This window comes from Streptomyces zhaozhouensis (assembly GCF_900230195.1).
GTDB classification, from domain to species: Bacteria; Actinomycetota; Actinomycetes; order Streptomycetales; family Streptomycetaceae; genus Streptomyces; species Streptomyces zhaozhouensis.
Genome location: NZ_OCNE01000014.1, coordinates 132,754 through 152,448 on the forward strand (window position 1 = coordinate 132,754; position 19,695 = coordinate 152,448).

The 19,695-nt window shown below is 73.3% G+C and carries 14 protein-coding genes; 8 read left to right on the plus strand and 6 right to left on the minus strand.

Annotated elements, in window-relative coordinates; all coding sequences use genetic code 11:
- Positions 1–147: 147 nt before the first annotated feature.
- Positions 148–666: a cupin domain-containing protein gene (locus tag CRP51_RS19535; RefSeq protein WP_097232562.1), complete on the minus strand. Its 519-nt coding sequence runs from the start codon at positions 664–666 to the stop codon at positions 148–150.
- Between the two features lie 190 nt (positions 667–856).
- On the opposite strand from CRP51_RS19535, the gene CRP51_RS19540 reads away from it, so the two are divergent.
- Positions 857–1,612, plus strand: a complete 756-nt coding sequence (locus tag CRP51_RS19540; protein ID WP_097232563.1) for a GNAT family N-acetyltransferase — start codon at positions 857–859, stop codon at positions 1,610–1,612.
- A 10-nt stretch (positions 1,613–1,622) separates the two neighbouring features.
- Here CRP51_RS19540 and CRP51_RS19545 read toward each other — a convergent pair whose 3' ends face one another.
- Together CRP51_RS19545 and CRP51_RS19550 are read right to left on the minus strand one after the other, a co-directional pair.
- On the minus strand, positions 1,623–2,243 hold the full coding sequence (locus CRP51_RS19545; RefSeq protein ID WP_097232564.1) for an L-threonylcarbamoyladenylate synthase: 621 nt from the start codon (positions 2,241–2,243) through the stop codon (positions 1,623–1,625).
- A 188-nt stretch (positions 2,244–2,431) separates the two neighbouring features.
- Positions 2,432–3,514 (minus strand): enoyl-CoA hydratase/isomerase family protein, encoded by a 1,083-nt coding sequence (locus tag CRP51_RS19550; protein ID WP_170970609.1) that lies wholly within the window; start codon positions 3,512–3,514, stop codon positions 2,432–2,434.
- A gap of 282 nt (positions 3,515–3,796) precedes the next feature.
- Here CRP51_RS19550 and CRP51_RS19555 point away from each other — a divergent pair, with 282 nt between their 5' ends.
- Entirely contained in the window at positions 3,797–5,365 is a 1,569-nt protein-coding gene (locus CRP51_RS19555) for a family 43 glycosylhydrolase (RefSeq protein WP_097232565.1), read from the plus strand.
- 112 nt (positions 5,366–5,477) lie between these two features.
- Positions 5,478–6,032: a P-loop nucleotide/nucleoside kinase family protein gene (locus tag CRP51_RS19560; RefSeq protein ID WP_097232566.1), complete on the plus strand. Its 555-nt coding sequence runs from the start codon at positions 5,478–5,480 to the stop codon at positions 6,030–6,032.
- A gap of 180 nt (positions 6,033–6,212) precedes the next feature.
- Here CRP51_RS19560 and CRP51_RS19565 read toward each other — a convergent pair whose 3' ends face one another.
- Together CRP51_RS19565 and CRP51_RS19570 are read right to left on the minus strand one after the other, a co-directional pair.
- Positions 6,213–7,796, minus strand: coding sequence for an alanine/glycine:cation symporter family protein (locus CRP51_RS19565; RefSeq protein WP_097232567.1), 1,584 nt, complete (start codon positions 7,794–7,796; stop codon positions 6,213–6,215).
- A 378-nt stretch (positions 7,797–8,174) separates the two neighbouring features.
- A complete protein-coding gene (locus CRP51_RS19570) occupies positions 8,175–9,212 on the minus strand; it encodes a LacI family DNA-binding transcriptional regulator (RefSeq protein WP_097232568.1) in 1,038 nt (345 codons plus the stop codon).
- Between the two features lie 811 nt (positions 9,213–10,023).
- On the opposite strand from CRP51_RS19570, the gene CRP51_RS19575 reads away from it, so the two are divergent.
- The 5 genes from CRP51_RS19575 (at position 10,024) to CRP51_RS30015 (ending at position 17,172) form a co-directional block, all read left to right on the plus strand.
- Entirely contained in the window at positions 10,024–11,316 is a 1,293-nt protein-coding gene (locus CRP51_RS19575) for an ABC transporter substrate-binding protein (protein ID WP_097232569.1), read from the plus strand.
- A 72-nt stretch (positions 11,317–11,388) separates the two neighbouring features.
- Positions 11,389–12,279 (plus strand): carbohydrate ABC transporter permease, encoded by an 891-nt coding sequence (locus CRP51_RS19580; protein ID WP_097232570.1) that lies wholly within the window; start codon positions 11,389–11,391, stop codon positions 12,277–12,279.
- Positions 12,276–13,166, plus strand: a complete 891-nt coding sequence (locus tag CRP51_RS19585; protein ID WP_097232571.1) for a carbohydrate ABC transporter permease — start codon at positions 12,276–12,278, stop codon at positions 13,164–13,166. The genes CRP51_RS19580 and CRP51_RS19585 overlap by 4 nt, the downstream gene beginning before the upstream one ends.
- Before the next feature lie 268 nt (positions 13,167–13,434).
- The gene (locus CRP51_RS19590; RefSeq protein WP_170970610.1) at positions 13,435–13,926 is read left to right on the plus strand and encodes a glutathione peroxidase; all 492 of its coding nucleotides are present in this window, start codon (positions 13,435–13,437) and stop codon (positions 13,924–13,926) included.
- A gap of 348 nt (positions 13,927–14,274) precedes the next feature.
- Complete coding sequence (locus CRP51_RS30015; RefSeq protein ID WP_097232572.1) at positions 14,275–17,172, plus strand: SpoIIE family protein phosphatase; 2,898 nt, start codon at positions 14,275–14,277, stop codon at positions 17,170–17,172.
- Between the two features lie 7 nt (positions 17,173–17,179).
- Here the strand turns inward: CRP51_RS30015 and CRP51_RS19600 are convergent, their stop codons facing one another.
- Positions 17,180–19,687, minus strand: coding sequence for an excinuclease ABC subunit UvrA (locus CRP51_RS19600; RefSeq protein ID WP_097232573.1), 2,508 nt, complete (start codon positions 19,685–19,687; stop codon positions 17,180–17,182).
- Between the last annotated feature and the right edge of the window lie 8 nt (positions 19,688–19,695).

Sequence of the window (19,695 nt, forward strand, 5' to 3'; positions counted from 1 at the left end):
GGCGGGTGTGGGTGGCCCGCCGACCCGCGCGCCCGGGGTTCGCCGGGGCGTACGGGTGGCGTTTCGTCGGTGCAGAGCAGTGAACCAGCGTTAAGGCCCTCCGGTCGAGCGGGCCCGCGCCGGCGTGGGTCGTCGCGGCGTTCCGCGCTACTCAGGGCAGCCCGGGTCCTCGGCGGGTTCGGAGAGCGGCGCGCCGTGCGGGAGCACATAGGTCGCGTAGAGCACCACGGGCTCGTCGCCGAGGTTGCGGCCGACGTGGGCGTGGTCGGCGCCGTGCGGCTCGACCAGGGCGTCACCGGGTCCCGAGACCTCGACGGAGCAGTCGTCCAGGGTCCTGGTGAGCGTGCCGGACTCGATCACGCCCAGCAGCGGCCCCTGGTGGGTGTGCCAGCCGGTGGTGCCGCCGGGCGGGATGGTGATCACCTTCTGCACGACGTCCGTCGGGCCCTCCGCGTCGATCGCCACCCCCTCGGGGGCGAAGCCCTCCGTCAACGGCTCCACGATCGGCTCGCCGCCGGCCGCCGCGACGCGGGGCGGGTCGCCGGCCGTCGCCGACGTGCCGGCCGCCGTCTCCGCCGCCGACGAGGGGACGGCCGCCAGTCCCCACACCGCCGCCAACACCACCGGCACCGCCGCCCAGCGCCCCCGACGAGCCCGTACGTCCATGAGTCCTCCGCTTTCCCGGTCCTGCCCCGCCTGCCACGGCGATCATGCCCCGCCCGGGGCCGCCCCAAAGACGGCGATCATGCCCCGCCCGGGGCCGCCCCAAAGACCGACTTCCGCCCGTGCGGAAGGAGCCGGCGGGCGCGCGGAATCACCTGGCCGGGCGGCGGGACGCGGTGCCAGAGTGGGGCGCATGGCGACGCACGGGTTGATCACGGATGTCCGCGCCCGGTGGGAGGGGTGGGCCGGCGTGCCGGTGTCGTTCCCCGCCACGGGCGAGGTGAACGTCGTGGTCGCGCCGGACTCCGGCCTGTGCCCGCCCGGCTGGGTCGGCGTGGTGACGCTGGAGGGCGCGGGGATCGCGACGGCGCCGTCCCGCCCGAGCGCCGCCGCCGTGCGCGCGGCGCTGGACACGTTGCCGGTCGGCGCCCGGCCGGCACCGGACGCGGTGCGCGGGGCGCTGCCGGTGGCGGAGGTGCTGGGCCCCGCTGCGCTGGCGTATGTCTCGGCGGAGGGGTTCCGGCCCCGGGCGGCCCCGGCGCGGGTGCCGGTCGAACGGCTGCCGGCCCGCCACGCCGACCTGGCGCGGCTGGCGGAGCTGGCAAGCCGCGAGGAGGTGGGCGAGGCGAGCCTCGACGGGATCACCTCTCCGGCGTTCGCGGTGCGGGACGGCGGCCGGGTGGTCGCCGCCGCCGGGTACGAACGGTGGCCGGGCGGCGTGGCACACGTCTGCGTGCTGACCGGCGCGCGGTGGCGGGGCCGGGGCCTGGCCAGGACGACGGCCTCGGCGGCCGTCGCGCACGCCCTCGCGGCGGGACTCGTCCCGCAGTGGCGTGCCCGGGTCCCGGCGTCCCGGAGCGTCGCCGCGGCGCTGGGCTTCCGCGAGCTGGGCACCCAGGTCAGCCTTCTGCTGGCGGACGCCCCCGGGACCGGGGCCGGCCGCGGCTGAACCGGCGGCGTTACTCGAAGCGGCTCGGGTCGCCGGCGCCTCGGCGGACGATCTCGGCCTCGCCTTCGGAGAAGTCGACGACCGTGGTGGGCTCGGTGCCGCAGTCGCCGGAGTCCAGGACGGCGTCCACCACGTGGTCAAGGCGTTCCTTGATCTCCCACCCCTGGGTCAGCGGCTCCTCCTGGTCGGGCAGCAACAGCGTGCTGGAGAGCAGCGGTTCGTCCAGCTCGGCCAGGAGCGCCCGCACCACGGGGTGTTCGGGGACGCGCACGCCGACGGTGCGGCGCTTGGGGTGCAGCACCCGTCGGGGGGCCTCCTTCGAGGCCGGCAGGATGAACGTGTAACTGCCGGGCGTGGCCGCCCTGATGGAGCGGAAGGCGGTGTTGTCGAGCCGGACGAACTGGCCGAGCTGGGTGAGGTCGCGGCAGACCAGGGTGAAGTGGTGGCGGCTGTCCAGCTGCCGGATCGTGCGGATGCGGTCAAGCCCCTCCGCGTTGCCCGGCAGGCAGCCGAGCGCGAAGCAGGAGTCTGTCGGATAGACGATCAGCCCGCCCTCGCTCAGGATCCGGACCGCCTGGGCGATCACGCGGCGCTGCGGGTTCTCCGGGTGGACGTCAAGGTATCTCGCCATGCGCCCGAGCCTAGGCCCTGGCCGCGCGGACCTCCCGCCCCCCGCCCCGCGCCGACGGGCGGGGGTGACGCGATGACCAGTGGTCAGGCAGACGCCGTCCGGTGAGATGACCAGTCCCGGTGGTCAGGTCAGTGGTCGCGCCCGGTGATCAGCCACTGGTCAAGTCCGGAGCTGGGACGGCCGGGTGGTCAACCACTGGTCAAGCCCAGTCCCGGGGCGTCCTCGGGAATGGTCAGATAGCGCGCGACGTCGGATGCGGTGACCTCACCGAGGGTGGCCGGGCGCCAGCGGGGGGAGCGGTCCTTGTCGACGACCTGGGCGCGCACGCCCTCGGCCAGGTCGGGGCTGGCCAGCAGGGCGCGGGAGACGTGGTACTCGGCCTCCAGGGCCTGCTCCAGGCTCAGGCCGAGCCGGCGCACGCGGCGGACGGCGCCCAGGGTGACCTTCAGCGAGGTCGGCGAGCGGGTCTCCAGGGTGGCGGCGGCCCGGTGGGCCGCCTCCTCGGGGCGGGCCCTGAGGCGGGCGACGATCTCGGCCACGTCGTCGGTCGCGTAGCAGGCGTCGATCCAGGCGCGGGCCTCGGGCAACGCCGCGGGCGCGGCGGGCGTCGCGTGGGCGGCGACCGCGGACCCGGCCGGGGTGGTGGCGAGGTCGGCGAGCAGCGCGGAGAGCGCCGAGGCCGGCACGTGGTGGTCGGCGAACCCGCAGTGCAACGCGTCGCCGGCGGTCATCTCCCCGCCGGTCAGGGCGAGATGGGTGCCGAGCTCACCCGGCGCGTGGGCCAGCAGCCAGGTGCCGCCGACGTCGGGGGTGAAGCCGATGCCGGTCTCCGGCATGGCGACCCGGGAGCGTTCGGTGACCACCCGCACGTCGCCATGGGCCGAGACGCCGACGCCACCGCCCATCACGATGCCGTCCATCAGCGCCACATAGGGCTTGGGGAAGCGGGCGACCAGCGCGTTGAGCCGGTACTCGTCGCGCCAGAACGCGGCGGAGGCCGCCCCCGCGTCGACGGCGCCCGAGGTGGCGTCGCGGTGGATGGCGCGGATGTCACCGCCGGCGCAGAGGCCGCGTTCGCCGGCGCCGGTGATCGCCACCGTCGCCACCTCGGGATCGTCCGCCCACGCCTCAAGGGCGGCGGCGAGACCGCGCACCATGGCGTGGTTGAGCGCGTTGAGCGCGCGGGGGCGGTTGAGGGTGACAAGTCCGAGCCGGCCCCGCCTGGTCAACAGCACCTCGGGCTCGTCGGGGGTCGCTTCGCCTCGCGTCACGCGCGCGTCCTTCCTGCCGCTTCCGGTCCAGGTCCCGGTTCCGGTTCCGGTCCCGGCGGGGACGTCCCACCGGGCGGTCACCCCGAAGAGACTACGGCCGGGCGGTCCGGAACCGGACGCGAGGGCTTGACGGAGATCGCCCGCGCGCCAACACTCTGCGACGCCGCTCCGGTTCGCCCCCCACCACCACGCCGGCCCCTCGCCCACCGTGTCGGTCCCTCCTCCACGAGCGGACCCGCCCCCGCGCCCGTCCCCCACCGTCCCGAGGAAGGGTCCTTCCCCATGCCAGGTCCCCGCACGCTCGCGGCCGTTCTCTCCGTCGCCACGCTTCTCGCCCTGCCCACGGCGTCCGCCGCCGGTTCGCACGCCGCACCGGACCAGTCGCCACCCGGGACGCCGGCCGCCGGGCCCTCCGGGCCCGACCTGACCACCGCGGAAGCGGGCAACCCGTTCGTCGACGGGTGGTATGCCGACCCCGACACGGTCTACTACGACGGGCGTTACTGGGTCTTCCCGACCACGTCGCGCGGCTACGAGGAGCAGACGTTCCTGGACGCCTTCTCCTCCACCGACCTGGTCAACTGGACACATCACGAGAGGGTGCTGGACATCGCCGACGTCTCCTGGGCCGAGCGGGCCCTGTGGGCCCCGGCGCCGATCGAACGGGACGGGCGGTACTACCTGTACTTCGGCGCCAACGACATCCAGAGCGACGAGGAGACCGGGGGCATCGGGGTGGCCGTCGCCGACCGGCCCGAGGGTCCCTACCGGGACGCGCTGGGCCATCCGCTGATCGACGCGTTCCACAACGGCGCCCAGCCCATCGACCAGGACGTGTTCCTGGACGACGACGGGCAGGCCTACCTGTACTACGGCGGCTGGGGCCACGCCAACGTGGTCAAGCTCAACGCGGACATGACCAGTCTGGGCGCCTTCGACGACGGGACGACCTTCCGGGAGATCACCCCGGAGAACTATGTCGAGGGCTCGTTCATGTTCAAGCGGGACGGGACCTACTACCTGATGTGGTCGGAGGGCGGCTGGACCGGTCCCGACTACTCGGTGTCGTACGCCATGTCCGACTCCCCCACCGGCCCCTTCGAGCGGATCGCCCGGGTGCTCGAACAGGATCCCGCCGTGGCGCGCGGCTCGGGCCACAACTCGGTGATCAACGTGCCGGGCACGGACATCTGGTACATCTTCTACCACCGCAGGCCGCTCAGCGAGACCGACGGCAACCACCGGGTGCTCGCCTACGACCGGATGCGCTTCGAGGCCGACGGCACGATCCGCCCCGTCGAGATGCGGGTGGCCGACAACTTCGACGACGGCAACGCGTACGGCTGGCGCGCCTGGGGCGAGGGGGCGTGGTCCGCGGCGGACGGCGGCTACACCGGCGCCGCGCCCGGCGGGGTGACCACCCAGGACACCGACTTCGGGGACCTGGAATACGCGGCCGACGTCACGCTGGCCGACGAGGGGGCCGAGGGCGGACTGATCTTCCGCGCCACCGGGCTGGACGCGGCGAGCGGCGCGTACGAGGGCTACCGGGTGACGCTCGCCGCCGACCGGCTGACGCTCGGCCTGGTCGGCGGCGAGACGACCGAACTGGCGGCCGTACCGGTGGAGTTCGCGCCGGGTGAGACCCACCGGGTGCGGGTCACCGCGGTCGGCGACCGGATCGCGGTCCATCTCGACGAGGCCGCCGAGCCGCTGCTCACCGCCACCGACGACACCCACTCCTCCGGCGCCAACGGCCTGACGGTCGCGGGCGGTTCGTCCGGCGAGGGCACGGCGCTCGCCACCTTCGACAACGTGGCGATCGGCCCGGCGGCGGACCCCGGCGACTGAGCGGACCGCGGCGCCCGCGGGCCCGCGCCGCCCCGGTCCTGGCCCGGCCTGGCATGATCGGGGACCGTTCGTGCCGGGTTCCGGCACGGCCCGGCGAGGGAGAGGGCGCGCGATGGCGGGGCTTCATCTGGTCGGCGGCGCCCCCGGTTCTGGGAAGTCCACGGTGCTGCCGCTCCTGGCAGCCGAACCGTTCGCCGCCGTCGACTTCGACGAGTTGCTCGAACCCGGCGGCCGGCTGCTCGGCACGGTGATCGCCTCCCCGGCGGCGAGCGCGCTGTGGCCCTCCTACAACGGGCTCTGGGCGCGGGTCGTCTCCCTGCTGCTGCGCGCCGGGAGGCCCGTGCTGGTGACCTGCCCGCTGACCCCCGCCGAGTGGGCGGAGGCGACGGCGGGCGTGGAGGGCCTGCCGCCCGCCGAGTGGGCGCGGTTGGACTGCGCGGACGCCGACCGTGCCGACCGCCTGTCCGTGCGCGGCTGGCAACAGGGGCGGATCGAGGGGGCGTTGGCGGACGCGCGGGAGCTGCGGCGCCTCGTCGACCGGGAGTTCACCACCACCGGCCGCTCCCCGACCGAGGTCGCCGCAGAACTGGCCCGCTGGGTCACCGGAGGAGCGCCGGGGCGTGACCGCCCGGCCGGAAGCCGGCCAGGTGACCACCTATCCAGCTGACCAACTGACCACTTGTCCGCCGGCCATACCGACCACCTGACCACTTGTCCAGCTGACCCGGTTGGTAACGCGCCCCAGTTGGTCACCTGACCAGTTGAACGACCCCCGCCGGGCCGTGCCCGTCCGGTCCGGGGCGGCGTGGGGAGCCGCCGCCCCGGACCCGAGCACGGGGGGCGCGGGTTACCGGGCCCCGGTCCCGCCCGCGTGCTCCTCGGCCTGCCGGGCCTCGTCCGCCTCGATCTCCGCGTCGCTCTCGCCGGCGTCCCGGCGCCTGATGTACTCCAGCACCTTCTCCAGCTCCCGCTTGACCACCGGGGCCAGCAGGTAGAGCCCGATGATGTTGAAGAGCGCCGCGGCGAAGAGGACCGCGTCGGCCAGGTCCACCAGCACGCCCAGGGAGAGCAGCGCGCCCGTCACGATCATGGAGCAGAAGATGACCTTGTAGATCAGCTCGGAGGTCTTGCTGTGACCGAAGATGTGGCCCCAGCTCTTCAGGCCGTAGTAGCCCCAGGTGATCACCGTGGAGAAGGCGAAGAGGATCACCGCGACGGTGAGCACCTGCGGGAACCAGGGCAGCGCCGTCTCGAAGGCGTCGGAGGTGATGGAGATGCCCACCGAGGTGCCCGAGACGCCGTCGCCCTCGCCGCTGGCCACCGCGTCACGCGCGTCGTTGTACATGCCGCCGTCCGCGATGATGATGGTCAGGGCGGTCATGGTGCAGATGATCACGGTGTCGACGAACGGCTCGATCATCGCCACCAGGCCCTCGGTGGCCGGCCGCTTGGTGCGCACCGCGGAGTGGGCGATCGGCGCGGAGCCGACCCCCGCCTCGTTGGAGAAGGCCGCGCGCTGGAAGCCGATGATCAACGCGCCCAGCAGGCCGCCCGCGACGCCCTCCGGGTTGAAGGCACCGGAGAAGATCGCGCCGAACGCGTCGGGCACCTGGCCGATGTTGAAGCCGATGACCGCGAGACAGGCCAGCACGTAGAGGATGGCCATGCTTGGCACGAGGCGGCTGGTGACAGCCCCGATGGAGCGCATCCCGCCGATGAGGACCAGCGCCACCAGCGCCGCGCCCAGCAGACCGAAGAAGATGGCGCCGCCGCTGGTGTCGAAGAAGCTGTCGTCCTTGCCCGTGACCGAGACCAGCTGCTCCAGCGACTGGTTGACCTGGAAGAGGTTGCCGCCGAAGAGCGTGAAGAAGAGCAGCATCGCCGCGGAGCACCACGCCAGCACCTTGCCCACGCCGGCCATCCCGCGCTCGGCGAGGCCCTTGCGCAGGTAGAGCATCGGCCCGCCGTTGACGGTGCCGTCCTCGTTGAACTCCCGGTACTTCACGCCGAGCGTGCACTCCACGAACTTGCTCGCCATGCCGAGCAGACCGCAGACGATCATCCAGAACGTCGCGCCTGGACCACCGATGGAGACCGCTATCGCGACGCCGGCGATGTTGCCCAGACCCACCGTCCCGGAGACCGCTGAGGTCAGCGCCTGGAAGTGGTTGACCTCCCCGGGGGCGTCCGGCTGGTCGTACTTGCCTCGGACCAGCCTCAGCGACTTGCCGATGTGGCGTACCTGGGCAAACCCGAAGTAGACGCTGAAAATCAGCCCGGCGACGACGAGCCAGGCGACGATGATCGGGAAGTCGGCCCCGAAGACCGGAACCTCGTAGAAGACGATATCGCCCAGAACCTCGGATACCGGCTCGAAGACGTCGTTGACTTTCTCGTCAACCGTCTCGGTCCAGGAACTTTCGTTGGCCATGTGCACCTCTGGCAGCTTTTTCGTAACGATCGAGAGGGGGGAAGCCGGCGACGCCGTCTCCCAGTTGCCCGCACCTGCCCAGGCTTCGGAAAGCTAACCCAAGAAGGCCGACAATCTTTCTGGCGAACGAAAAGACCCGACGAAAAGACACCGCACCCCCGCGCGGCCGGCACCGCGGAGGGAAATCCGGCCCCCCCGGGGCACGCTTGGTCGTGCCCGCACGGTGACAAACGGAGCGGGAAACGGGCATTCGGCGAGCGCTTCCCCACTTCGCCCGGCACGGAATGCGGCGCCCGGAATGCGCCCGGAATACCGGCGGCCGGACCGGGCGCGGGACCGCCACGCCCCGGCCGCGCGTCCGCCCTTGGGACGGGCGGCTCAGCCCGCGGGCGTGATGTCGCCGCGCGTCCGCAGATAGGTCGGAAGCGTGACCTGCTCCGTGGTGCGGGAGGGCCGCCCCAGGCGCTCCAGGGCCAACTCCGCCGCGGCCTCCCCCATCCGCGTCGGGTCGTAGGCGACGACGCTGACGTCCATCGCCTCCGCCAGCTCGAAGTCGTCGAAGCCGAAGAGCACCACCCGGGAGGGATGGGCCCGCAGGGCGCGGGCCGCGCCGGCGGTGGCCCGGTTGTTCGCGGTGAAGACGGCGGTCGGCGGGTCCGGCAGCGCCAGCAGTTGGCGGGTCGCCGCCTCGGCGCCCTCCACGTCCGCGGCGTCCTGCCGGATCAGCTCCGGGTCGGCCGGGATCCCGGCCGCCCGCAGCACGTCCTCGTAGCCGCTGCGCCGCTCCGCGTGCGGCCGCAGCCGCGAGGAGGAGCCGACGAACGCGACCCGCCGGTGGCCCGCGTCCACCAGCGCGCGCACCGCCTGGGCGGCACCGCCCCGGTTGTCCAGCGTCACCAGGTCGCTGACCGCGTGCGACAGCGGGCGGTCCACCGCGACGATCGGGGTGCCCAGCTCCCGCTCCCCGTCCAGATAGGAGTGGTCGTCGGCGATGGGCACCAACAGCAGGGCGCGGACCCGGCGTTCGAGCATCGCCGTGACCGCCTGGGACTCGCGCTCCACCAGGTCCTCGGTGGCCGCCAGCAGCATCGTGAGGTCCTGGCGCGCCAGCGCGCGCTCCACCCCCGAGGCGACGGAGGCGTAGAACGGGTTGGTGAGGTCGCCGATGACGAAGGCGACCGTGCGGGAGGTGCCGCCCGTACGGAGGTCGCGGGCGACCGCGTTGGGACGGAACCGCAGCGCGCGGGCCGCCCGCAGCACCCGGTCCCTGGTGGCGGGCGCGACGTTCTGCCCGCCCGACATGACGCGCGAGACCGTCTTGCGGCTCACCTCGGCCAGCCGCGCCACATCATCCAGCGTGGGCCGGGCCACGACATCGACCGCGCCGGGCTGAGGCGGACTGTCCATCGAGGTCATGGCGGGAAGAGTAGCACCGGCTTGTGGGCCTGACCACAGTGCTTTTCACGCAGGTCACCGCGATGAGACGGCAGAATTAACCGCTTAAGTCAAGAGCTCTCGCAGCGATGACCACGACTGACAACGTGAGACACCTCCGCGACCCGCCCACGGGGTCGGCAACCGCTTGCCCCGCCCGTCCGAGATCCCGGACGAGCGATGCGAAATGTCCGGAAACGCTCCGCCGTTCGCACCCGCGCGCACCCCGCGTGGGGAACGCCCCGCCCCTTCACCCCGTCACGACATCGTGAGTCATCCCCGGCGCCCGACGCGCGGACGACCTCGGCGATCGGCCGTGAACCGGGCGCGAGTTGCCACCGAAACGGTCACCACCCACTCTCACATGTGCTTGTTTCGACCGACCTCATAACACCATCGATCAACAAGCCGTAACAGAATCGACCTTGACAGCCCGTGGCGGGGTCGTCAGACTCTTGCGTCGTGACATCGATGTCAACGGCCGTTCAGGACCGACTGGACGGGGCGGGAAGGGCGCTCGGAGCGTACCGGACGACGCCCCCATCGCGTCCCGCCGCCGCTGATCAAGGCGGTGTTCACGGTCGCTCGCCGCTGCCGGGCGCACGCGTGGTCGACGCGTCGCGCCCGTGCCCGCGTTGACCCTCGTGAGCCAGCCGTTGTCACACACGGTCGCCCGAGCCCCGGCCCGGGGGCCGGCCGCACGGCCTCGGTTCCCGTCCGTCCCACGGTGCCGAGACCGCCACCACCTCGGGCCGTGGAGCCCGTGGGCACGCCATGGAGAACCGGAGGAACGATGAAGATCCGAGGCAGGACGACCAGAAGCCGGTGCATAGGCGCGGCGACGGTGGCACTGGTCACCGCGTTCGGCGCGACCGCCTGCGGTTCCGACGGCGGCTCCGGCACCGGCGAGGGCGAGGTGGAGGTCTTCACCTGGTGGGCCCAGGGCAGTGAGAAGGAGGGCCTGGACGCGCTCGTCGGCGTCTTCGAGGAGCAGCACTCCGACCTGAAGTTCGTCAACGGCGCGGTCGCCGGCGGCGCCGGCAGCGACGCGAAGAACGTGCTCGCCTCCCGGCTCCAGACCAACGACCCGCCCGGCACCTTCCAGGCGCACGCCGGTGCCGAGCTGACCGACTACATCGAGCAGGGCGACATCGAGCCGCTCACCGACGCCTACGCCGAGGAGGGCTGGGACCAGCTCTTCCCCGAGAGCCTGCTGGAGCAGATCGAGCAGGAGGGCGAGTACTACTCGGTGCCCTCCAACATCCACCGCGCCAACGTGGTGTGGGCCAACCCCGCGGCGCTGGAGGAGGCCGGGGTCGACCCCAACGCCGAGTACGCGGACCTGGACGCCTGGATCGCGGACCTGGAGAAGATCGAGGAGGCGGGCATCACCCCGCTGTCGATCGGCATGGACTGGACCCAGGTCCACCTGCTGGAGACCGTGCTCCTCGCCGACCTCGGCGTCGAGGCGTACAACGGCCTGTGGGACGGCACCACCGACTGGGCGGGCGCGGAGGTGACCGGCGCGCTGGAGCACTACGAGACGCTGCTCGGCTTCACCAACTCCGACCGCCAGTCCCTGGACTGGCCGGACGCGACCCAGCAGGTCATCGACGGCACCGCCGCTTTCAACGTGATGGGCGACTGGGCGGAGGCGGCCTTCGCCTCGCAGGACAAGGTCTTCGGCGAGGACTACACCACCTTCCCGGTGCCCGGCACCGACGGCGTCTTCGACTTCCTGGCCGACTCGTTCACGCTGCCCGTCGGCGCCCCGAACCCGGACGCCTCGCGCGCCTGGCTGGACACCGTCGCCAGCGCCGAGGGCCAGCAGGCGTTCAACGCGGCCAAGGGCTCCATCCCGGCCAACCTGGAGGCGGACACCTCCGAGTTCGGCGAGTACCAGCAGACCGCCATCGAGTCGTTCGCGCAGGACCCGATCGTCTCCTCGCTGGCGCACGGTTCGGCCGCCTCGGTCAGCTGGCTGACCGACATCACCTCGTCCATCAGCCAGTTCGGCAGCGGTGGTGACGTGGCCTCGCTCCAGGAGGACCTGGCCGCGACGGCCGAGGCCCAGCTCGCCGACTGACCGACAGGCACCGGGGGCCGGTCCGTTCCGGACCGGCCCCCTTGACTCCTTCTGATCCCTTGGAGGTGAAGCATGCGCCGACGGCTCCAGAATTACGGACCGCCGTTGCTGCTCATCGCGCCGTCGGTCGTGCTGGTCGGGGTGTTCGTCTACGGCCTGATAGCCGTCAACGTCAACACCTCGCTGACCGACCGCCACTCCCGCGCCCCCGCCGACGGCTATGTGGGCCTCGACAACTACAAGGCCCTCTTCTCCGACGAGGACTTCCAGCACGCGCTGGGCAACCTGCTCATGTACACGCTGGCGTTCCTGGTCGGCGCGCTGTTCTTCGGTTTCCTGTGGGCCTGGCTGCTGGAGCGGGGCGCCCGCGGTGAGGGCGTGTTCCGGACCATCTACCTCTTCCCGATGGCGGTCTCGTTCATCGCCTCGGGTGTGGTGTGGCGCTGGCTGCTCAACAGCGCGGAGGGCGAACGGGCCTCCGGCATCAACCGGCTGTTGGAGTCGACCGGGCTCGGGTTCCTCCAGAACTCCTGGTGGAGCGACGAGAACTGGGGCATCCTCGCGCTGACACTGCCGGCGATCTGGCAGCTGTCGGGGTATGTGATGGCGCTGTTCCTGGCCGGGTTCCGCGGCGTGCCCGAGGAGTTGCGCGAGGCGGCCCGCGTGGACGGCGTCACCGAGTGGCAGCTGTACCGGCACGTGATCTTCCCGCAGCTGAGCCCGGTCGCGCTGTCCGCGATCATCATCGTGGGGCACATGTCGCTGAAGGTGTTCGACCTGGTGATGGCGATCGCCGGCCAGACGAACTACACGACGCAGGTGCCGGCGACCCAGATGTGGATCGAGTTCACACGGGGCGACTACGCGCTCTCGGCGGCCATCGGCACGGTGCTGCTGCTGATCGTCGCGGTGCTCATCGTGCCGTATCTCGTCTACACCTACCGACAGGAGCGCAACCGATGAGCACGGTCTCGACCGCGCCGCAGCCCGTGGCTCCGGCGCCGGCCTCCCCGTCGAAGTCGGCGCGCGCCCGGCGGAGCCGTGGCATCCAGGTGCTGCGCTACGGCCTGTTGTTGTTCTTCCTGGTCATCGTGATGATGCCGGTCTACGTGCTGCTGGTGACCAGCTTCAAGGGACCGGGCGACGCCAGCCCGGACCGCGCGTGGCTGCCGCCGACCGAGCTGCACCTGGACGGGTGGCGGACGGCGTGGGAGCAGTTGTCGCCCGCGCTGGGGCGGACGTTCGCGCTGGTGATCCCCGCGTCGCTGATCAGCGCCTGCCTGGGCGCGATGAACGGGTTCGTGCTCTCCCGGTGGCGCTTCCCCGGCGCCAACCTGGTGTTCACGCTGATCCTGTTCGGGATGTTCATCCCCTACCAGGCGGTGATGATCCCGCTGATCGAGCTGATGCAGGACCTGGGCGTGCAGAGCGGCGTGCCGAGCCTGATCGTGCTGCACGTGGTCTTCGGTCTGCCGATCACCACGTTGATCTTCCGCAACTACTACGCGGGCGTGCCGCAGGAGATGATCGAGGCGGCGCGCGTCGACGGCGCGGGGATGCTGCGGACGTTCCGGTCGGTGGTGCTTCCCCTGTCGGTGCCGGCGTTCGTCGTCACGTTGATCTGGCAGTTCACGTCGGCGTGGAACGACTACCTGTTCGCGCTGTTCTTCTCGAACGCGCGCAACGGCCCCGTCACCATCTCGCTGAACTTCCTGGCCAGCGGTCAGCTCCAGGACTACTCGGCGAGCATGGCGGGCGCGCTGATCGCGTCGTTCCCGACGTTGATCGTCTACATCGTGCTGGGGCGCTGGTTCCTCGGCGGGCTGATGGCCGGCTCGTTGAAGGGCTGACGCGTCGAGGGGCTGACCGGGAACGGCGGCCGGCGGAGGGGCCGGACGGCGCGCGTCGCGTGCCGTCCGGCCCCTCGTCGTCGTAGGGTCCCCAGGTCGCCGCCGGGGGCGTCCGGGTCGCCGGGCGACGGGTTGCCGCCACGGTCCGCCTCGCGGGTGAGCTTCCGCGACGCGCCGGGGCGGGGGCGCTGAAACACCCGGGCGCCCCCGGACGTTGCGAGAAGGCGCATCCGCGCGCCGAACGACCGACCCACGACTGGGAGTGACCGTGACGCATCTGTACGACACCCGACTGCGGACCCTCGACGGCGAGGACACCTCGCTGGACGCCTTCCGCGGCGACCTGCTGCTGGTGGTCAACGTGGCGTCGCGCTGCGGTCTCACGCCGCAGTACGCCGGGCTGGAACGGCTCCACGAGCGGTACGCGGAGCGCGGGTTCCGGGTCCTCGGCTTCCCGTGCAACCAGTTCGCGGGCCAGGAGCCGGGCTCCTCGGAGGAGATCCGCACCTTCTGCTCCACGACGTACGGGGTGACGTTCCCCATGTTCGAACGGATCGAGGTCAACGGCCCGGGGCGGCATCCGCTGTACGAGGAGCTGGCGGGGGTCGCGGACGCCTCGGGCGAGGCCGGTGACGTGCAGTGGAACTTCGAGAAGTTCCTGATCTCGCCGGAGGGCGAGCCCTTCGCCCGCTTCCGGCCGCGTACCGAGCCGGAGGACAGCGAGCTGGTGGCGGCGATCGAGGCGCGGCTGCCCCGCTGAGTCGCCGAGTCGCCGGTGCGACGGGGCGCGGAGGACCACCCGCCGTGCCGGTGCGGCGCGGTTGTCGCCGGCGGCCCGCCGCGCACGCGCCGCGCGGTTCCCCCGCGCCCCACGCCGCCCACCGGCGGTGCGGGGGCGCGGGGAACGGCGCGAGCGAACCACCACCGGGGCGGGGACGGCCACCCACCCGGCCCCCCGGGTCAGTAGTCGCCCGCGCCCCTCGCCCGGCATCGGCGCGGTCGCCCGTTGGGGGGGATGGGCGGGGGACGGTCCGCGTTCCCGGGGGGTGTGGGCACGCCGCCGTGTTATGACGGTGTGTCACCCCACCAGCGCGTCGCGGAGCTTCGCTTGTTTGATGATGCTGCGGATCTGATTCGCCTCGGGACGCTGGCCGGCGCCGAGGTCACCGCCGAGGTGGAGCTGTTGCGGCTGGCGGTGCAGCACGCCGTCGCCGGCACCGGCGGCCTCGGGGGCTTCGCCCACCTCCGCCAGGGCGAGGGCGTTCCCCTGCGGCTGGCGACCGTGGTCGGACTGCCGGTCACGGTCGCCGGCCGCTGGGACCGGCTGCCGGAGGACTCCCCCACCGCGCCCGCCGCCGCGTTGCGCGACGGCGCGCCCCGCTGGGCGGCCGCGTGGCCGCCCGGCGGCGAGCCGGAGGGCTCGGCCTGGGGCGCGGTGGAGCGCGTCGGGGTGCTGGCGCTGCCGGTGTGGGGCGACGACGGGCCGGTGGGTGTGCTGTCCGTGCTGACGGCCGACCCGCCGGAGGCGCGGCGCGCGTTTCTGCGGCGGCTGGCCGAGGTGGCCGGCGAACGCCTGGGGTCGGTCGCCCACCAGCGCCCCGGGGAGCCGACGCCGTGGCGGCGGCCGACGCCGACGGCCGCGTCGCGCACGCGGAGCGTTCCGGTGGCGATGTGGTCCTGGGACCTGGCGACGGGGTTGATGGAGCACGGACCGGAGGCGGCGCCGCTGCTGCTGCTCGCCGGTCTCGACCCGGAGCGCTGGGACCACAGGGCCGGGACCCTGATGGCCAGGGTCCACCCGGACGACCGGCCCGCGGTGGAGGCCGACGTGCGGCGGGCCATCGCCGAACGGCGGGTGCTGGCCGTGGAGTTCCGCGTGCGGGACACCTCGGGGCACAGCAACTGGCTGTCGTTGCGCGGCCAGTTCCGGTTCGACGCGCGGGGCGTGCCGACCCGGTTGGAGGGGCACTCCTGGGACATCACCTCCTCGCACTCGGTGCTCCAGTGGCTGCCGACGCTGCTGGAGAACCATCCCGACCCGCTCTACACCTTTCTGGCCGACCGCGAGGTGATCTGGTCCAACCGGGCGGCGAACGCGATGGCCGCGACGTACGCCCCCGACCGTCCCGAGGACGTGGCGGGTTGGTTCCTCGGCGGTCGTGCGGGCGAGGAGAACGCGCGGGCCGTCCTGGACGCCGCGTTCGCGTCGGCCGGGAGGCTGGTCACCCACGAGTTCACCGCCCCGGCGGCCGAGGCGCCGGCGCCGCGTGCCTGGCGAGCCCGCTCGGGGCGCATCGGGGAGCACATCGCGGTCCAGTTGATGGACATCAGCGCCCAGCACGACGCGGAGCGGGCGGCGGTGCTGCGCGCCCAGCAGGTGGACCGCTTCCGGGAGGCGATGGCCCGCGCGGTGCGGGCCAGGGACGCGGCGGCGGCCGTCGCGGAGCACGTGCTGCCGATGGTCGGCGCGGACGGGCTGCTCGTCTACCAGTACCAGGCCGACGCGACCGAGCTGATCGGCTCCGTCGGGTACGCCCCGGAGCGGCTGCGGGAGTTGGAGGAGAGCCGGGTGGCGCATCTGGGCCGGCGGTTCCCCGCCTCGGAGGCGCCCACCTTCTTCGGCTCCCCCGAGGAGCTGGCCAGGCGGCGCCCGGAGATCGCGGACGTGGTGCGGGCGGGCGGGCGGCAGGCGTGGTTCTCGTTGCCGCTGGCCGTCGCCAACGAGAAGGTGGGGCACTGCGTCCTGTCATGGAACCAGCCGCACGACCTGGGCACCGAGGAGAGCAGTCTGCTGGCGACGCTCGGCGGGCTGCTGGCCCAGTCGTTGGAACGCGGGCGGCTGTTCGACCGGGAGCACTCCAGGGCGCAGGCGCTGCGGGAGGCGCTGCGCCCGTGGGAACTGCCGACGCCGGTCGGGGTGACGGCGGCGGCGCGGCGACACCCGCTGCGCCAGGCCGACAGGTTCGGCTCCTGGAGCGCGGCACTGCCGCTGCCGAGCGCGCGAACGCTGCTGATCAGCGCGAGCATCGGCCGCGACGGGCTGGAGGCGGCCGTCGCGATGGGGCAGTTGCGCACCACGGTCTCCGAACTGGCGCGGCTGGACCAGCCGTTGGACGAGCTGGCGGCGCAGGTCAGCGAGTGCGAGGTGGTGAACAGGCTGGCGCGCGACCCGGAGGCGCCCTGCCCCACGCTTCTCCTCGCCCTCTACGACGCGACCAGCGGGCGGATGGACGCACTCAGCGCCGGCCACCCCGTTCCGCTGCTGACGTCGCCGGACGGCCGCACGGAGGTGTGCCGGGTCCCGGTCGGGGTGCCGCTGGGGGCCTCGGCCATCCCGTACACGACCTACCGGACCGAGGTGGCCCCCGGCTCGCTGCTGTGCGTCTCCACCGCGTCCCTCACCGAGGACGGGGCGGGCGAACGGCCGGCGCCGGTGCCGGCCGGCGCGCTGGAGGCGGCGGCGGGGGCGCCGGCGGAGCGGGCGCTGCCGCTGCTGGAGGAGGGCTGCGCACGGGTCTGGGAGACGCTGGACGAGCCGCCGGAGAGCGGCGCCGCGCTGCTGCTGGCCCGGCTCGACCGGCTGCCGCCGGGACGGCAGGCGACGACCGAGCTGCCGTGCGCCCCGGCCTCGGCGGGGCTGGCGCGGCGTTGGCTGACGGGGCGGCTGGCCGAACTGGGCCTGGAGAGCCTGGCGTTCGTCGCCGAGTTGTCGGTGAGCGAGCTGGTGAGCAACACGGTGCGGCACGCCTCGGGCCCCATCCGCCTGCGGCTGCTGCGCCTGACGGACCGGCTGGTCGTGGAGGTGTACGACCGCAGTCAGTCGGCGCCCCGGCTGCGGCCGTTGAACCTGCTGGCGGAGGAGGGCCGGGGGCTGCTGCTGGTCGCGCAGACGGCGGAGGCGTGGGGCTCGTTCTTCACCGAGGACGGCAAGTGCATCTGGATCGCGCTCGCCCTCGAGGGTCCCGGGGAGGCCGGGGCGTTCGAGGGCGGCGCGGGCCCCGGCTGAGCGGGGGTCAGTCGGCGGGCGCCAGCAGGGGCGTGCCGGCGGCGACCCGGCGCAGATAGCCGGCGGTGGCGCCGGTGCCGGCCGCCACCTCCTCGGGGGTGCCCTGGGCCGTGATCCGGCCCCCGAGGGCGCCGGCGCCGGGGCCGAGGTCCACCAACCAGTCGCAGCGGGCGGCGAGATGGAGGTCGTGCTCGGCGATGACGACGGTGTTGCCCGCCTCCAGCAGCGTCTCCAGGGCGTCGACCATGCGCTGGATGTCGGCCGGGTGCAGCCCGGAGACCGGCTCGTCCATCAGGACCAGCCCGGCGCCGCGTCCCCGGGTGCCGCGCTGGATGGCGCCCGCGAGCTTGAGCCGCTGCGCCTCCCCGCCCGACAGGTCGGTGGCGCTCTGCCCGAGCGGAAGGTAGCCGAGGCCGACGCGGTCCAGCGAGCGCAGCGCGGTGGCCAGCGGCGCCGGCTCGGTGAAGTGCTCGACGGCCTCGGCGACGGTCAGGGCGAGCACCTGGTCGACGCTCAGCCCCCGGTGCCGGACGGACAGCACCTCGGGGGTGAACCTGCGGCCCCCGCACGCGTCGCAGACCACCCACACGTCCGGCAGGAAGTGCATGTCGACCAGCTTGCGGCCGTAGCCGGTGCACGCCTCGCACCGCCCGCCGGCGGCGTTGAAGGAGAACGCGGAGGCGCTCAGGCCGAGCGCGCGGGCGCGTTCGGTGCCGGCGAAGAGCCGGCGGATCGCGTCGAACGCCTTGGAGTAGGTGGCCGGGTTGGAGCGCGGGGTGCGGCCGATGGGTTCCTGGTCGACGACGGCGAGCCAGTCGAGGGGGGCGAGGCCCTCGACCCGGGCGACGGTGCCGGCGGCCTCCCCCGCGAGGGCCGCGGTGACGCCGGCGCCGAGCGCGTCGCGCAGCACGCTGCTCTTGCCGCTGCCGCTGACACCGGTCAGGCATGTCAACCTGCCGAGCGGGACGCGAAGTTCGTCGGCCGTCACGTTGTTGACCTTCACGCCGCGCAGCGTCAGCCACTCGGTGCCGGCTGCGACGGGGCGCGGGGCGCGCGCCACCCGGGCGCCGCGGCCGGCGAGGTACCGTCCGGTGACCGACTCGGGATGGCGGGCGATCTCGGCGGGCGGGCCGGCGGCCAGCAGCCGCCCGCCGGCGCGGCCGGCGCCGGGGCCCATGTCGAGGACCCAGTCGGCGCGGGCGATCAGCTCGGGGTCGTGCTCGACGAGGAGGACGCTGTTCCCCGCGTCGCGCAGTTCGCCGACGATGTCCAGCAGATGGGCCTTGTCGGCCGGGTGGAGCCCGGTGCCCGGCTCGTCGAGGACGAAGGTGATGCCGGTCAGGTCCGTGTTGAGCTGGGCGGCCAGCCGGGTGCGTTGCAGCTCGCCGCCGGAGAGCGAGGCGGCCGGTCGGGAGAGCTGGATGTGTCCGACGCCGAGCCGCCGCAGCACCCGCAGCCGTCCCCGCAGTTGGGCGAGCAGCGGCTCCGCCACCTCGCGCTGGGCGCGGTTGAGGGGCCCCGGCACGGCGTCGGTCCAGGCGTGGACGCGGTCCACCTCGCGGGCGACGAGTCGCTCGTAGGTGACGCCGCCGAGCAGCACGCCCCGCGCGGCCTCCCCGTAACCGGTGCCGTCGCAGCGGGCACAGGGCTCCTTGCGCATGTACGCCAGGTAGCGTTCCCTGGCGCTCGGCGTGGAGGCCCTGGCGGCGACGCGTTCGACCTCGGCGAGCGCGCCGCGCATCGGACTGCTGTCGCTGAAGGTGTACGTGCCGGTGTTCTGGCGGGAGGAGATCTCGTACGTCGCGTCGACCACCTCGTCGCCGGTGCCGTGGAGCACCGCCTCGCGGAAGTCGGCGGGGAGGTCGCGCCAGGGCCGCTCGATGTCGATGCCGCGTGTGTGGGCGAGGGCCTGCACGAAGTGGTGTTCGCCGGAACGCCACTTGGCGAACCAGGGCGAGGCGCCCCGGAAGAGCGGCAGGTCGGGGTCGACGATGATCAGGTCGGCGGCGGCCCGCCAGGCGCCGCCGACGCCGTGGCACTCCGCGCAGCCGCCCTCGGGGCTGAACAGGTCGAAGTGGGCGGTGGAGAGCGTCGCCCCCGGGGCGCTCCCGTCGTCGGCCAGGCCGGGCAGCCGGGAGTAGAGCAGCCCGAGATGGGCGTCGATGCCGGTGATGGTGGCGACCGTGGAGCGCGGGTTGTGGTTGGTGCGGCGCTGGTCGACGGCGAGGGTGGCGCCGAGGCCTGTGATGCGGTCGACCTGGGGGCGGCTGCGCTGGTTGATGTACTGGCGGACGAACGGCGAGAGGCCCTCCAGGTAGCGGAGCTGGGCCTCGCTGTGCACGGTGTCGAGGGCGAGCGAGGTCTTCCCGCTGCCGCTGACGCCGGTGAAGACCACGACCCGGTCCCGGGGGATCCGCAGGGAGACGTCACGCAGGTTGTGCGTGCGCGCTCCCTGGACCTCGATGGCTCCGGTGGTGCCGGGCCCGGGTGGGGCCTCCGGACGGGACGTTGTCATGGAACCTC

Coding starts and splice junctions, on each gene's coding strand:
- CRP51_RS19545 (WP_097232564.1), bottom strand. CDS start 2,243: ATGGCGAGATACCTTGACGTCCACCCGGAGAACCCGCAGCGCCGCGTG.
- CRP51_RS19555 (WP_097232565.1), top strand. CDS start 3,797: ATGCCAGGTCCCCGCACGCTCGCGGCCGTTCTCTCCGTCGCCACGCTT.
- CRP51_RS19585 (WP_097232571.1), top strand. CDS start 12,276: ATGAGCACGGTCTCGACCGCGCCGCAGCCCGTGGCTCCGGCGCCGGCC.
- CRP51_RS19600 (WP_097232573.1), bottom strand. CDS start 19,687: ATGACAACGTCCCGTCCGGAGGCCCCACCCGGGCCCGGCACCACCGGA.
- CRP51_RS19540 (WP_097232563.1), top strand. CDS start 857: ATGGCGACGCACGGGTTGATCACGGATGTCCGCGCCCGGTGGGAGGGG.
- CRP51_RS19560 (WP_097232566.1), top strand. CDS start 5,478: ATGGCGGGGCTTCATCTGGTCGGCGGCGCCCCCGGTTCTGGGAAGTCC.
- CRP51_RS19575 (WP_097232569.1), top strand. CDS start 10,024: ATGAAGATCCGAGGCAGGACGACCAGAAGCCGGTGCATAGGCGCGGCG.
- CRP51_RS19565 (WP_097232567.1), bottom strand. CDS start 7,796: ATGGCCAACGAAAGTTCCTGGACCGAGACGGTTGACGAGAAAGTCAAC.
- CRP51_RS19535 (WP_097232562.1), bottom strand. CDS start 666: ATGGACGTACGGGCTCGTCGGGGGCGCTGGGCGGCGGTGCCGGTGGTG.
- CRP51_RS19580 (WP_097232570.1), top strand. CDS start 11,389: ATGCGCCGACGGCTCCAGAATTACGGACCGCCGTTGCTGCTCATCGCG.
- CRP51_RS19570 (WP_097232568.1), bottom strand. CDS start 9,212: ATGACCTCGATGGACAGTCCGCCTCAGCCCGGCGCGGTCGATGTCGTG.